Annotated in this window: 14 protein-coding genes; 5 read left to right on the plus strand and 9 right to left on the minus strand. The window is 67.7% G+C overall.

The annotated features are described in order from the left end of the window. Positions 1–23: 23 nt before the first annotated feature. Positions 24–803 carry a site-2 protease family protein gene (locus tag BST13_RS17665; RefSeq protein ID WP_083165328.1) on the plus strand — a complete coding sequence of 260 codons (780 nt, stop codon included), beginning with the start codon at positions 24–26 and terminating at the stop codon, positions 801–803. A gap of 5 nt (positions 804–808) precedes the next feature. Here the strand turns inward: BST13_RS17665 and BST13_RS17670 are convergent, their stop codons facing one another. Continuing rightward, positions 809–1,252 (minus strand): hypothetical protein, encoded by a 444-nt coding sequence (locus tag BST13_RS17670; RefSeq protein ID WP_245839706.1) that lies wholly within the window; start codon positions 1,250–1,252, stop codon positions 809–811. Between the two features lie 112 nt (positions 1,253–1,364). Between BST13_RS17670 and BST13_RS17675 the strand changes: the two genes are divergently transcribed. Further along, a complete protein-coding gene (locus BST13_RS17675) occupies positions 1,365–2,261 on the plus strand; it encodes a cation diffusion facilitator family transporter (RefSeq protein WP_083165329.1) in 897 nt (298 codons plus the stop codon). A 51-nt stretch (positions 2,262–2,312) separates the two neighbouring features. Continuing rightward, positions 2,313–3,734, plus strand: a complete 1,422-nt coding sequence (locus BST13_RS17680; protein WP_083165330.1) for an aldehyde dehydrogenase family protein — start codon at positions 2,313–2,315, stop codon at positions 3,732–3,734. Between the two features lie 6 nt (positions 3,735–3,740). Here BST13_RS17680 and BST13_RS17685 read toward each other — a convergent pair whose 3' ends face one another. After that, the gene (locus tag BST13_RS17685) at positions 3,741–4,157 is read right to left on the minus strand and encodes a DUF3151 domain-containing protein (protein WP_083165331.1); all 417 of its coding nucleotides are present in this window, start codon (positions 4,155–4,157) and stop codon (positions 3,741–3,743) included. A 64-nt stretch (positions 4,158–4,221) separates the two neighbouring features. Between BST13_RS17685 and BST13_RS17690 the strand changes: the two genes are divergently transcribed. After that, complete coding sequence (locus BST13_RS17690) at positions 4,222–4,983, plus strand: Rv0361 family membrane protein (protein ID WP_083165332.1); 762 nt, start codon at positions 4,222–4,224, stop codon at positions 4,981–4,983. A 10-nt stretch (positions 4,984–4,993) separates the two neighbouring features. Here the strand turns inward: BST13_RS17690 and fbaA are convergent, their stop codons facing one another. Beyond that, a complete protein-coding gene (gene fbaA, locus BST13_RS17695) occupies positions 4,994–6,031 on the minus strand; it encodes a class II fructose-bisphosphate aldolase (protein WP_083165333.1) in 1,038 nt (345 codons plus the stop codon). Positions 6,032–6,168: 137 nt separating this feature from the next. On the opposite strand from fbaA, the gene BST13_RS17700 reads away from it, so the two are divergent. Next, positions 6,169–6,816 (plus strand): DedA family protein, encoded by a 648-nt coding sequence (locus tag BST13_RS17700; protein ID WP_083165409.1) that lies wholly within the window; start codon positions 6,169–6,171, stop codon positions 6,814–6,816. On the opposite strand, the gene BST13_RS17705 is transcribed toward BST13_RS17700, so the two are convergent. The 6 genes from BST13_RS17705 to BST13_RS17730 are packed head-to-tail and all read right to left on the minus strand — an operon-like array spanning position 6,813 to position 13,187. Beyond that, positions 6,813–8,000, minus strand: coding sequence for a vWA domain-containing protein (locus BST13_RS17705; RefSeq protein ID WP_083165334.1), 1,188 nt, complete (start codon positions 7,998–8,000; stop codon positions 6,813–6,815). The genes BST13_RS17700 and BST13_RS17705 overlap by 4 nt on opposite strands. After that, positions 7,997–8,638 carry an SRPBCC family protein gene (locus BST13_RS17710; protein ID WP_083165335.1) on the minus strand — a complete coding sequence of 214 codons (642 nt, stop codon included), beginning with the start codon at positions 8,636–8,638 and terminating at the stop codon, positions 7,997–7,999. The genes BST13_RS17705 and BST13_RS17710 overlap by 4 nt, the downstream gene beginning before the upstream one ends. Continuing rightward, positions 8,635–9,522: an AAA family ATPase gene (locus tag BST13_RS17715; protein WP_083165336.1), complete on the minus strand. Its 888-nt coding sequence runs from the start codon at positions 9,520–9,522 to the stop codon at positions 8,635–8,637. Before BST13_RS17715 ends, BST13_RS17710 begins: the two co-directional genes overlap by 4 nt. Further along, positions 9,512–10,303 carry an XdhC family protein gene (locus BST13_RS17720; RefSeq protein WP_083165337.1) on the minus strand — a complete coding sequence of 264 codons (792 nt, stop codon included), beginning with the start codon at positions 10,301–10,303 and terminating at the stop codon, positions 9,512–9,514. The genes BST13_RS17715 and BST13_RS17720 overlap by 11 nt, the downstream gene beginning before the upstream one ends. Positions 10,304–10,314: 11 nt before the next feature. After that, positions 10,315–12,714, minus strand: a complete 2,400-nt coding sequence (locus BST13_RS17725) for an aerobic carbon-monoxide dehydrogenase large subunit (RefSeq protein WP_083165410.1) — start codon at positions 12,712–12,714, stop codon at positions 10,315–10,317. Beyond that, positions 12,711–13,187: a (2Fe-2S)-binding protein gene (locus tag BST13_RS17730; RefSeq protein ID WP_083165338.1), complete on the minus strand. Its 477-nt coding sequence runs from the start codon at positions 13,185–13,187 to the stop codon at positions 12,711–12,713. The genes BST13_RS17725 and BST13_RS17730 overlap by 4 nt, the downstream gene beginning before the upstream one ends. Between the last annotated feature and the right edge of the window lie 2 nt (positions 13,188–13,189).

Here is a 13,189-nt window from a genome sequence, read left to right on the forward strand (position 1 = left end):
GCAGCAACCGGTAGCGTCGAATCGTGAACATCCGCCCACTGCATCAATCGGTGCGCCCGAGCCCGGTCTTCCTGGCCGTCGTCGCCATCACCGCCGCGGGCGGCGTGGCCGCGTGGCTGGCCGGTGACACCGTGCGGCCGCTGTCCTACGCGGGTGTGTTCGTGCTGGTGGTGGCGGGCTGGTTGGTGTCGCTGTGCCTGCATGAATTCGGGCACGCCTTCACGGCGTGGCGGTTCGGCGACCACGACGTCGCGGTGCGCGGCTACCTGACCCTCAACCCGCTCAAGTACTCGCACCCCATGCTGTCGCTGGGGTTGCCGGTGTTGTTCATCGCGCTCGGCGGCATCGGGTTTCCCGGCGGCGCGGTGTACGTGCGGACCTCATGGATGACGGCGCGCCAGCGAACGATCGTCAGCCTGGCGGGGCCGGCGGCCAACCTGGTGCTGGCGATCCTGCTGCTCGCGGCAACTCGGCTCTTCTACGACCCGGCGCACGGCGTGTTCTGGTCCGGGCTGGCGTTCCTGGGTTTTCTGCAGGTCACCGCACTGGTGCTGAACCTGCTGCCGATCCCGGGGCTGGATGGCTACAACGCGCTGGAACCGCACCTGAGCCCCGAGACGCAGCGCGCGCTCGAGCCGGCCAAGCAGTGGAGTTTCTTCATCCTGTTGATCCTGCTGATCACGCCGACGCTGAACCGATGGTTCTTCGGGCTGGTCTACTGGGCGTGCGAACTGTCCGGCGTGCCGAGATTCCTGATGCAGATCGGCGGGCAGCTGACGCGGTTCTGGTCAGCCTGGATGTAGCCGGTCTAGAGGTCGGCGAGCACGGCCCGCAACGCGTCGGCGAGACCGCGACGGCCCGGTATGTAGAACGGACCCACGCCGTCGGCCAGCAGTATCCGCAGACGGGCGACACCATGTGCGCGCACAGGCCGCGGGCCCTTCAACCGCAACCGGATCTCCTCGATCTGGTCGACGGCAGACATCACCGCGCCCAGATGCGTCGGGATCCGCGACGAGTAGAACACCGGGTCGACCTCTGCGCGCTGCACCACCAGCTCCAGTGTCTCGGCCAGCTCGTGGCGGTACCGGTCGGAGGTCAGCCGGGCGACGTGCATGGCCAGCGCGCTACCCGGTTCGATGGTCGCACCGTCGACCAGCTGCTGGTCGTAGTGCCACGCAAACAACCGCGCGGCCACTCGGACCAGCGCGGACCCATCGAAGGCGTTGTCGTAACTCATCTCGAACGGCACAACGGGCCTGCTCGCTGCGCAATTCCGAAAATGCGCCGAAGGTGACACGCTCGCCGAACCGTGGCGAACGTGACACTTGCGACATATGCGATTATGCGCATATATTGCGTCTATGGGTGCCGGCCACGATCACAGTCATTCGATGGACACGCGCGTCAGCCGGATGGTCATGGCTGCCGCCATCCTGTCGATCTTCTTCGTCGTCGAACTCGTCACCGCACTGACCATCAACTCCATCGCGCTGCTGGCAGACGCCGGACACATGCTGACCGACCTGGTGGCGATGTTCATGGGTCTGACCGCGGTGCTTTTGGCCCGCAAGGGCAGCTCATCGCCTGCCCGCACGTACGGCTGGCACCGCGCCGAGGTGTTCACCGCCGTCGCCAACGCCGTACTGCTGCTCGGCGTCGCGGGATTCATCCTCTATGAGGCGTTCGAACGGCTCGGCGACGCACCCCAGATCCCCGGTGTGCCGATGATCGTCGTCGCGCTCGTCGGGCTGCTGGCCAACGCCGTCGTGGTGCTGATGCTGCGCTCGCACTCCGAAACCAGCCTCGCGGTCAAGGGCGCCTACATGGAGGTGGTGGCCGACACCGTCGGCAGCATCGGGGTGCTGATCGCCGGCATCGTCACGGTCACCACCGGATGGCCGTACGCCGACGTGGTGGTCGCGGTGCTGGTGGCCCTGTGGGTGCTGCCCCGCGCGATCTCCCTGGCCCGCGCCGCCCTGCGCATCCTGAGCGAGTCGTCGCCCCGCCACATCGACGTCGAGGAGCTGCGCAGCGCGCTCGGCGGGGTCACCGGCGTCACCGGCGTCCACGACCTGCACGTGTGGACGCTCGTGCCCGGCAAAGACATGGTCACCGCGCACCTGACCAGCACCGCCGACGCGGCGACAGTGCTCGACGGCGCCCGCGCGGTGCTCACCGCACGCGGTCTGGAACACGCCACGGTGCAGGTGGAGGCACCCGGCGCCGACGGAGATTGCCCCTGCGAATCGACGTGGTGACCGTGCGCGAAACCCCGCCACACTGACGCCGACTGAGGCACAGTTGCCCACGTGCGTGAATACCAGCAGTTCTACATCGACGGCCAGTGGGTCGACCCGGTAAACCCCGCCACCCTCGACGTCGAAGACCCGCGCACCGAGCAGGTGTCGGGCCGCATCGCCAACGGTTCGGCGGCTGACGTCGACCGCGCGGTGGCGGCCGCACGCCGGGCATTCCCCTCCTGGTCGCAGAGCACCAAGGAAGATCGCCTCGCGCTGCTGCAGGCGATCCTGGCCGAATATCAAACGCGTGCAGGCGATCTGGCCGCCGCCGTCAGCGAGGAGATGGGCGCCCCGCCGCGGCTGGCGGCGGGCCCGCAGGTCAATCTGGGCCTGGGCCATCTCGCCGCCGCCATCGACGTGCTCACGAAATTCGAGTTCGACGAGCAACGTGGCTCCACCATGCTGATCAAGGAGCCCATCGGCGTCTGCGGGCTGATCACGCCGTGGAACTGGCCGCTGAACCAGATCGCGGTCAAGGTGTATCCCGCGCTGGCCACCGGCTGCACCATGGTGCTCAAACCTTCCGAGGTGGCGCCCTACTCCGCGCAGATCTTCACTGAGGTCCTCGCTGCCGCAGGCGTTCCGGCCGGGGTGTTCAACATGGTGTTCGGCGACGGCCAGGGTGTCGGCGCCGCCATCTCCGCCCACCCCGACATCGACATGGTGTCGTTCACCGGATCGACCCGCGCCGGCGTCGAGATCGCCCGCGCCGCCGCGCCCACCGTCAAGCGGGTCAGCCAGGAGCTGGGCGGCAAGAGTCCCAACATCGTGCTGGACGACGAGGCTTTCGCCAAGAGTGTCACCGCGGGCGTCACGACGATGATGCTCAACAGCGGGCAGAGCTGTAATGCGCCATCGCGCATGCTGGTTCCGCACTCGCGCATGGCCGAGGCCATCGAGATCGCCCGCCAAGTCGGCTCAGGCGTCGCCGTCGGCGATCCGGAGGTCAAGACGGCCATCGGGCCCGTAGCGTCGCGCGCCCAGTTCGACAAGATCCAGCGGCTGATCGGCGCGGGTATCGCGGAAGGCGCCACGCTGGTCGTCGGCGGCGTCGGCCGCCCCGAGGGTTTGGACACGGGGTACTTCGTCAAACCCACCGTCTTCGCGAACGTCACCAACGACATGACGATCGCGCGTGAGGAGATCTTCGGACCGGTGCTGTGCATCCTGGGCTACGACGACGTGGACCACGCCGTCGCGATCGCCAACGACACGGATTACGGTCTGGCCGGCTATGTTTCGGCCGCAGACCTCGACCAGGCGCGTGCGGTCGCACGCAGGATCCGGGCCGGCTCGGTCGCCATCAACCACGCGTTCGACATCGCGGCTCCGTTCGGCGGTTACAAGCGCAGCGGCAACGGACGCGAGTGGGGCAACTTCGGCTTCGACGAGTATCTGGAGGTCAAGGCCGCCCTGGGGTACACGCCCTAGGGCCAGTCAGCCCAGTCCGAGTTCGGCGCGGGCCGACGGATCGCAGTCGTCGAGCAGGTCCAGGCACCGCTGGAACTCGTCGGTCTCGCCGATGTCGTCGGCGGCGCGGGCCAGCGCCGCGACACACCGCAGGAACCCCTGGTTGGGTTCATGGCCGAACGGCACCGGGCCGAAGCCCTTCCACCCGTTGCGGCGCAGCTGGTCCAACCCACGGTGATAGCCCGTGCGGGCATACGCGTAGGCGGTCACCGCCTTGTCGTCGTCGAGCGCGGCCTCGGCCAGCACGGCCCATGCGATCGACGCCGACGGATGCGCCGCGGCCACCACGGCGGGCTTCTCCCCCGCAGCGAGTTCGTCCTCGGCCTCGGGGTCGCCCGGGAGCAACACTGGATCCGGTCCTAGCAGATCACCCATCCGCGTCATGGGCCTATTGTGCACCGGCCTATAAGCTCCACCGGTAGCGACGTACGGGAGGACCGCAACAGGGATGTCGAATCCATCGGAGCCGGACGACGCCGGTAGGCCGGGGCGAGCAGACGACCAGACCGAGCAGATGAGGGTGGACGCCGAGTCCGAGGCCACCACCGAGATCATCGGTTCAGCGACCGCCATGACAGAAGCGGCGCAGCAGCACGACGAGCGACGGTTCACCGCGCCGTCGGGCTTTGACGGTGCGACCCAGAAGATCGACACCCCGCCGGACCCCGAAACCGAGGTGTTCGCCCCGCCGACGGCAAAGGCCGCGGCCCCCCAGATGATTCCGCCGCGGGAAGGGGCGCCTTCGCCGCCCGCTCCCGAGGCGCCGTCCCGGCGCAGTTGGGGCTGGGTGATCGCGGTCCTGCTGGTGATCGCCGCGCTGGTGGCCATCGCGATCCTGGGCACCGTGCTGCTCACGCGGAACTCGACGGCGTCGTCGCAGGAAGACAAGGTGCGCGCCACCATCGAGAACTTCGACGCCGCGGTCCAGAGCGGCGATCTGGCCACGCTGCGCTCCATCACCTGCGGCAGCACGCGCGACAACTACGTCAACTACGACCAGCAGGCCTGGGACGAAACCCATGCCCGCGTGGCGGCGGCCAAGCAGTACCCCGTGGTGTCCAGCGTCGACCAGGTGGTGGTCCACGACGACCACGCCGAGGCCAACGTCACCACCTTCATGGCGTTCGCGCCCCAGACGCGGTCGACTCGCAGCTTCGACCTGCAGTTCCGCGACGATCAGTGGAAGATCTGCCAGGCCCCCACGGGCTAGCCTGCCGTGACTACCCCGCGGTCACGCTGCGGCCCGCGCTGTGCAGGTCGTTGCAGGCCTCGGTCACCCGCTCGGTCATGGAGGCCTCGGCCTTCTTGAGGTAGGTGCGCGGGTCGTAGGTCTTCTTGTTGCCGACCTCGCCGTCGACCTTCAGCACCCCGTCGTAGTTGGTGAACATGTGCCCGGCGATCGGGCGGGTGAAGGCGTACTGGGTATCGGTGTCGACGTTCATCTTGACCACGCCGTACTTGAGCGAATCCTCGATCTCGGACTTCAGCGAACCCGAGCCGCCGTGGAAGACGAAGTCGAAAGGCTTTGCGTCGCCGGACAATCCGAGCTTCTGCGCGGCGACGCGCTGCCCCTCGGCCAGCACCTCGGGCTTGAGCACGACATTGCCGGGCTTGTACACGCCGTGCACGTTGCCGAACGTCGCCGCCAGCAGGTAGCGGCCCTTCTCACCGGCGCCCAGGGCGTCGATGGTCTTCTCGAAGTCCTCCGGGCTGGTGTAGAGCTTCTCGTTGATCTCGGCTTCGACGCCGTCCTCCTCGCCGCCGACCACGCCGATCTCCACTTCGAGGATGATCTTGGCGGCCGCCGCGGCCTTGAGTAGATCTTGCGCGATGGCCAGGTTCTCGTCGATCGGTATCGCCGAGCCGTCCCACATGTGCGACTGGAACAGCGGATTGCGCCCGGCGGCCACCCGCTCGGCGGAGATGGCGAGCAGCGGCCGGACATAGGTGTCCAGCTTGTCCTTCGGACAGTGGTCGGTGTGCAGCGCGACGGTGATCGGGTACTTGTCGGCGATCACGTGGGCGAACTCGGCCAGCGCGACGGCGCCGGTGACCATGTCCTTGACCCCGAGGCCCGAGCCGAACTCCGCGCCACCGGTGGAGAACTGGATGATGCCGTCACTGCCCGCGTCGGCGAAGCCCTTGATCGCCGCATTGATGCTCTCCGACCCGACGCAGTTGATCGCCGGGAACGCGAACGAATGCTCCTTGGCCCGGCCCAGCATCTCGGCGTAGACCTCGGGAGTGGCGATGGGCATGACGACGTCCTTTCCTGTCCCATTGCGGATTGTCGCGGCGCAAGTTCTCGCAGGTGCGGGCCGGTGACAGGGCGCAGGTACCCTTGGGACTCGTGATCGCCACCGCCATCCCAGAGGTTACGACCAATCTGGCGCTGATGCCGAGTTTCATGGATCCGCTCAACCTCATCGGATACTTCGGCGCGTGGGCGCTGGTGGGCATCCTGGTCGTGGTGTTCGTCGAGTCCGGAGTGCTGTTCCCTATCCTGCCCGGCGACTCGCTGTTGTTCGTGGCGGGCATGCTCGCGGCGGGTACGGCGGCCCGCGGAATCGACGCCCAGGCCAACTTCCAGCTGTGGCAGCTGCTGGTGTTCATCCCGCTGGCGGCGATCCTCGGCGGGCAGGTCGGCTATTTCATCGGGCGCACCATCGGCACGTCGATGTTCAAGCCCGACGCGAAGGTGCTCAAACAGCGCTACCTCGACGAGGCACATGCCTTCTTCGAGCAGCGCGGGCCGTTCGCCATCGTGATCGCGCGCTTCGTGCCGATCGTGCGAACCCTGGCCCCACTGACCGCGGGTGCTGCGAAGATGCGCTACTCGGTGTTCACGACCTTCAACATCCTGGGCGCGGTGGTCTGGGGCGTCGGTCTGATCCTGCTGGGCTACTGGCTGGGGCAGTTCACGATCATCCAGAAGCTGCTGGAACCCATCTTCATCGTCATCGTGCTGGCCTCGGTCGCCCCGATGTTCATCGAGTGGCTCAAGCGTCGCCGCGCGGCGAAGGACGCGTCCGAGACCCCTTAGCCCAGCACGTCGAACAGTTCCCGCAGCCCGACCAGGCTGTCCGCGGGCAGGACATGGTCGCAGAACGGCAGCGCCGCGGCCATCGATCCGGCGAGCGGGGCGAAACCGGGGGCCGCTGCGCGAGGGTTGAGCCAGATCACCAGGTGTGCGCGACGCCGGAGCCGGCTCATGGCGTGGCGCAGCAGGTCCGGCTCGTCGGCATCCCAGCCGTCCGAGGCGATCACGACGACCGCGCCGCGCAGGGCGTTGCCGTGCGGCAGTGCCAGCAGGGTGCCGATCGAGCGGCCCAGATGAGTGCCGCCGTAGCGGTCGGTCACCTTGTCGTTGGCCCGGGCGAGCGCCGTCTCGGCGCTGCGGTGCGACAGCGCCGCGGTCAGTCTCGTCAACGTGGTCGCAAACGCGAACACCTCGGGACGCAGCCCCGCGGAACGTAGCGCCGTCGCCCGCATCAGGTGCAGGTAGACCATTGCGTACGGCTGCATCGAACCGCTGACATCGCAGACCAGGACCACCCGGCGCGGCCGCGCCCGGCTGCGGGTGCGGGCCACCCGCAGTGGCTCCCAGCCGGTCGTGCGAGATGCCTCGATGGTTGCGCGCAGGTCGACCTGCCGACCGGCCGGGTGGCGCTGACGACGCAGCGTGCGCCGCCTCGGCCAGCGGGTTTGCGCGCTTTCAAGCCAGGCTCCGATGCGCCGCAACTCGTCGGTGTCGAATTGTTCGAAGGACGTATCGGCGGGAGCGACGTGCCGGCTCGGTAACAGTTCCGGCACCGCGCTGCCCGCGGGCGGATGGGTCGCAACGCTGACGGAGACCGGCCGCGTGGTCCACGGCAGCCCGTCACACTGATCGACCGGCGCCGAGTCGGCGGTGGCCCGCCCGGCTGGAGTCACTGCCGGAGGCAGCGGGCGTTTCGAGCTCACCGGATCAAGGCCGAGCACGGCGTCACCGAACACCGCATCGAATACCACGTCGAAGGCGACAAGATCATCGACCCGGTTGACCAAGGTCAGTCGCGCTGCCCAGTACAGCAGCGACCGGTGCCGGGGAGCCAGGATGTGCATCGCTTCGACCAGGCCTGCGGATCCGACTGCCGACACCGCGACCCCGGCGCCGCGCAGCCGGTCGACCAGTGCAACCGCGAACGCGGCGAGGTCGACCCCACGCAGCAGGTGCGGGCTCGTCATCGACGGGCGCGGGCCATCCGGATGCGCCCGAGCGTGAACACCACGACAGCGACCAGGAATGCCGCCGCGACGCGCGGACCGTACTTCTTCAACACGCTGCCACCGGCCAGGTCGAGCAGGTCGATGGGCTGGGGCTCAGCTGCCGGTGGCGCCGGGGCGACGGACGCAACCGCGGGCGCAGCGGCGGCGGGTTGGTCGGCGGCGAGTTTGGCTTCCAACGAGTCGACGAACTGGCCCAGCAGCTTCTCGGACACCTGCTGCAACATGCCGCTGCCGAACTGCGCGAGCTTTCCCACGATCTTCAGATCGGTGTCGACGGTGACCCGCGTGGTCCGTCCCGCGTCGTGCAATCGCGCGGTGACCGTGGCGGCGGCGTTGCCGGTGCCACGCGCTTCCTTACCCTTGGCGTCGATGACTGCCCGATGCTCCGCGCGGTTCTGCTCGACGAAGCGCACCTTGCCGCTGAACTCACTGGTCACCGGGCCCACCTTCACCTTGACCTTGCCCAGGACGTCTTCGCCGTCCTGTCCGGTCAACTGAGCGCCAGGCATCAGCGGCACCACCTGGTCGAGATCGGTGAGCAGATCCCACGCGTCCTCGATCGGGACACTGACTGTGAACTCGTTTGCGATCTTCATAGTGCGCTCCCTCTCAGTTCGAGCATCGCGTCGTGCAGGATTCGGCTGTCATCAGGCGTTTTGGCCAGGGCGCCGAGCGTGCCGAGCGCGGCAGGATCGACCAGGTCCCCGACCCCGAGTGCCACCAGCGCGGCCACCCAATCGATGGTTTCAGCGATACCCGGCGGCTTGTCCAAGTCGAGATCGCGTGCGGCACCGACGAATTGGGCAGCACGCTCGATCAGCGCATCGGTCGCACCGGGCACGGTACGCCGCACGATCGCGACAGCCGTGACCCGGTCGGGGTATTCGATCCAGTGATAGAGGCAGCGCCGGCGCAGGGCGTCGTGCAGGTCGCGGCTGCGGTTGGAGGTCAGCACCACGATCGGCGGCCGCTCGGCGACGAAGGTTCCGAGCTCGGGCACGGTGACCGCGGCTTCGCCGAGAAATTCGAGCAGAAGTGCCTCGAATTCGTCATCGGCGCGGTCGATCTCGTCGACGAGCAGCACCGGCGGGCTCGGCCCGCGGTGCCGAACACTCTGCAGGATCGGCCGGTCGACGAGATACGCCTCGGTGTAGAGGTCGGATTCGCCGACTGCCTGTCCACCGTGAGCCTCCGCCAACCGGATCGACAAGAGCTGGCGCTGGTAGTTCCAGTCGTAGAGGGCCTCTCCTGCCGTCAGCCCTTCGTAGCACTGCAACCGGATCAACGGCGTATCGAGCACAGCGGCAAGGGTTTTGGCGGCGGTCGTCTTGCCGACGCCGGGTTCGCCCTCCAACAGCAGCGGCCGGCCCATGGTCACCGCGAGGTAGATCGCCGTCGCGGTGCCCTCACCGAGCAGGTAGTCGTGGCCGTCAAAGCGTCGCACCACGTCGGCGACGTCACCGAATGCTTCAGTGGCCATGCGCGCCGCAGTGGTGTTCGGTGGGATCCGACGGCCCGGCATGGATGGCGAAAGAACGCTCCGCGAGGCCGCCGACCCGGATGCCCTGGACCACCTCGGCCATGATGGACACCGCGATCTCGGCAGGAGTCTTCGCACCGATGGGCAGTCCGACCGGAGTGTGCACGCGGGCGCGCTCGGCCTGCGACAGCCGCATGCCGTCGAGGATCGAGGCGCCCCGCACCCGGCTGGCCACCAGACCGATGTGGCGCACTCCGGCATCCAGTGCGGCCCTGATGATCTCGTCCTCGGGGCCACCGAGGCTCGCGATGACGACCGCGGTGGTGTCCCCGAAATCGGCGTCGTCGGGGTCTGCCGGGCGGCGCACGTCGTAGCCGAGCACCGCGCACACGTCCACCACCCGCTCGCCCACCGGTGTCGCACCGACGACCTGTACCAGCGGTGCGGGCACCTCGGGTGCCAGGAAGATCTCCAGCGCACCTCCGGACAGGCACGGGTTGACCACGACGCATGCGCCCGGCGCCTCCGGGAAATGGACGTCGCCGTCGGGCAGCACCCGCAGAAGCACGCTCTGGCCGACCTGCAGAGCCCCCAACGCGGCCTTGCGTACGGAGTTCTGTGCGCACTGACCACCGACGAACCCCTCGATGGTGCCGTCGGCCAGCAGGATTGCCTCGTCGCCGGCATGCGCCGACGCAGGAGGCTGTGCGCGCACCACCGTGGCGTGCACGAACGGTGTCCGGGCCTGTCGCAGTTGCGCAACCCGTTCGGTCAGCGTCATCCGGACTCCCTCTAGATTGGCGGCCTGGCCCGGCCCTGCATGGCTTCCCACACCCGTGACGGCGTCAGCGGCATGTCTGCGTGCCGAACACCGAACGGCGCCAGCGCATCTACGACGGCGTTCACCACGGCGGGCGGCGAACCGACCGTGGCCGACTCACCGATGCCCTTCGCGCCGATGGGGTGATGCGGCGAGGGGGTCACCGTGTGGCCGGTCTCGAAGTGCGGCACTTCCATCGCGGTCGGAATCAGGTAGTCCATCAACGACCCGCCCAGGCAGTTGCCGTCGGCGTCGAACGCGATCATCTCCATCAATGCCATGCCGATGCCGTCGACGAGCCCGCCGTGCACCTGCCCTTCGATGATCATCGGATTGATCCGGGTGCCGCAGTCGTCGACCGCGAGGAAGCGGCGCACCTTCACCACGGCGGTCCCGGGATCAATGTCGACGACGCAGAAGTACGCCCCGTAGGGATAGGTGAGATTCTCTGGGTTATAACAGATCTGGGCGTCGAGCCCGCCTTCGATCCACTCCGGTAGATCTCCCGCACCGTGCGCGCGCATCGCGATGTCCTGGATGGTCACCGAGGCGGTGGGGTCGCCCTTGACGTGGAAGCTGCCCTTGTCCCACTCGAGGTCGGCGACGGAGGCTTCGAGCATGCCCGAGGCGATGATCTTGGCCTTGTCCCGAACCTTGCGGGCGACCAACGCGGCGGCCGCACCCGACACCGGCGTGGACCGGCTGCCATAGGTGCCCAGGCCGAACGGCGTCTGGTCAGTGTCACCGTGCACGACGTCGATGTCCTCGGGTGGGATGCCGAGCTCCTCGGCGACGATCTGCGCGAACGTCGTCTCATGCCCCTGCCCTTGGGTCTGAACACTCAACCGCACCACGGCTTTTCCGGTCGGATGCACCCGCAACTCGCAGCCGTCGGCCATGCCCAACCCCAGGATGTCCATATCCTTGCGCGGCCCGGCGCCCACGGCCTCGGTGAAGAACGACATGCCGATGCCCATGAGTTCACCGCGCTCACGCCTCTGCAGCTGTTCGGCACGCAAGCCGTCGTAGTCGATCATCTCCATCGCCAGGCGCATGGTCTTCTCGTAGTCGCCCGAGTCGTAGACCCAGCCGGTCTTCGATGTGTATGGGAACTGCCCGGGTTTCAACAGGTTTCGCAACCGCAGCTCGGCGGGATCCATCTTGAGCTCGAACGCCAGGCAATCCACCAGGCGCTCGACGAAGTACACGGCCTCGGTGATGCGGAACGAGCACGCGTACGCCACGCCGCCGGGCGCTTTGTTGGTGTACACCGCGGTCATGTGACAGTAGGCGGCCTCGATGTCGTAGCTGCCGGTGAACACGCCGAAGAAACCGGCGGGGTATTTCACCGGCGCCGCCGTGCCGTTGAACGCGCCGTGGTCGGCGAGCACATTGGACCGGATCGCGAGGATCTTGCCGTCACGGCTCGCGGCGATCTCCCCGACCATGATGTAGTCGCGGGCAAACCCTGTGCTGGTGAGGTTTTCGCTGCGGTCCTCCATCCACTTGACGGGCTTACCGAGCAGCAGCGAGCCGACGACCGCGCAGACATAGCCGGGATAGATCGGCACCTTGTTGCCGAATCCACCGCCGATGTCCGGGGAGATCACCCGGATCTTGTGCTCGGGCAGGCCCGCGACCAGTGCGTAGAGCGTGCGGTGCGCGTGCGGGGCCTGCGAGGTGCACCACAGTGTCAGCTTGCCGGACACCGGGTCGAGATCCGCCACCGCACCGCAGGTCTCCATCGGTGCGGGATGGACCCGCGGATAGACGATCTCCTGCTTGACCACTACGTCGGCCGTCGCGAACACCGCCTCGGTGGCCGCGGCATCGCCGGTCTCCCAGTCGAAGCAGTGGTTGTCGGTCTTGCCGTCGAGATCGGTGCGGATCACCGGGGCGTCGGCGTCCAGCGCGTGCCTGGCGTCGATCACCGGGTCCAACGGGTCGTACTCGACGTCGATGAGCTCCAACGCATCTCGTGCCGAGTAGCGGTCGTCGGCGACGACGAAGGCCACCTCCTGGCCCTGGAATCGCACCTTGTCGGTGGCCAGCACAGCCTGTACGTCATTGGACAAGGTCGGCATCCAGGCCAGGCCCTTGCCCGCCAGGTCGGCGCCGGTCACCACGGCCTTGACCTTCGGATGTGCCTGCGCCGCACTGACGTCGATGCTGACGATGCGGGCGTGCGCATACGGCGAGCGGAGAATGGCCAGGTGCAGCATGCCGGGCAGCTTGACGTCGTCGACGTAGGTGCCGCGGCCCCGGATGAACCTGGGATCCTCCTTGCGCAGCATCCTGCCGTGGCCGCACGGCTTCTCGTCGTTGACTGCGGTGTCCTCGGGCCGGTCGACCGGGTTTTCCAAGGTGGTCATGCCTTCGCCTCCTCCCGGGCATGCCGCGCCGCCCACTGCACGGAGCGCACGATCGTGGTGTAACCGGTGCATCGACAGATCTGGCCCGAAATGGCTTCGCGGATCTCGTCTTCGGTCGGGTCCGGGTTACGGTCCAGCAGGGCTCGCGCGGTGATCATCATGCCTGGGGTACAGAACCCGCACTGCAGGCCGTGACACTGCATGAATCCCTCCTGCACCGGGTCCAGCCGTCCGTCGACCTCCATACCCTCGACTGTGCGTACCGCGTGACCGGAGGCCATCGCAGCCAGCATCGTGCACGACTTGACCGGTTGCCCGTCGACATCCACCACACACGTGCCGCAGTTGGATGTGTCGCAGCCCCAATGGGTTCCGGTCAGTCCCAGCTCGTCACGCAGGAAGTGCACCAGGAGCATCCGCGGTTCGATCTCGGCGCTCACGGCCTCGCCGTTGACTGTCATGTTGACCTGCATGA

Source organism: Mycobacterium aquaticum (genome assembly GCF_002086485.1).
GTDB lineage: Bacteria > Actinomycetota > Actinomycetes > Mycobacteriales > Mycobacteriaceae > Mycobacterium > Mycobacterium aquaticum.

Excerpts from the sequence above, each read along its gene's own strand:
- BST13_RS17675 (WP_083165329.1), top strand. The coding sequence starts at position 1,365 with ATGGGTGCCGGCCACGATCACAGTCATTCGATGGACACGCGCGTCAGC.
- BST13_RS17685 (WP_083165331.1), bottom strand. The coding sequence starts at position 4,157 with ATGACGCGGATGGGTGATCTGCTAGGACCGGATCCAGTGTTGCTCCCG.
- BST13_RS17690 (WP_083165332.1), top strand. The coding sequence starts at position 4,222 with ATGTCGAATCCATCGGAGCCGGACGACGCCGGTAGGCCGGGGCGAGCA.
- fbaA (WP_083165333.1), bottom strand. The coding sequence starts at position 6,031 with ATGCCCATCGCCACTCCCGAGGTCTACGCCGAGATGCTGGGCCGGGCC.
- BST13_RS17700 (WP_083165409.1), top strand. The coding sequence starts at position 6,169 with ATGCCGAGTTTCATGGATCCGCTCAACCTCATCGGATACTTCGGCGCG.
- BST13_RS17705 (WP_083165334.1), bottom strand. The coding sequence starts at position 8,000 with ATGACGAGCCCGCACCTGCTGCGTGGGGTCGACCTCGCCGCGTTCGCG.
- BST13_RS17710 (WP_083165335.1), bottom strand. The coding sequence starts at position 8,638 with ATGAAGATCGCAAACGAGTTCACAGTCAGTGTCCCGATCGAGGACGCG.
- BST13_RS17715 (WP_083165336.1), bottom strand. The coding sequence starts at position 9,522 with ATGGCCACTGAAGCATTCGGTGACGTCGCCGACGTGGTGCGACGCTTT.
- BST13_RS17720 (WP_083165337.1), bottom strand. The coding sequence starts at position 10,303 with ATGACGCTGACCGAACGGGTTGCGCAACTGCGACAGGCCCGGACACCG.
- BST13_RS17725 (WP_083165410.1), bottom strand. The coding sequence starts at position 12,714 with ATGACCACCTTGGAAAACCCGGTCGACCGGCCCGAGGACACCGCAGTC.
- BST13_RS17730 (WP_083165338.1), bottom strand. The coding sequence starts at position 13,187 with ATGCAGGTCAACATGACAGTCAACGGCGAGGCCGTGAGCGCCGAGATC.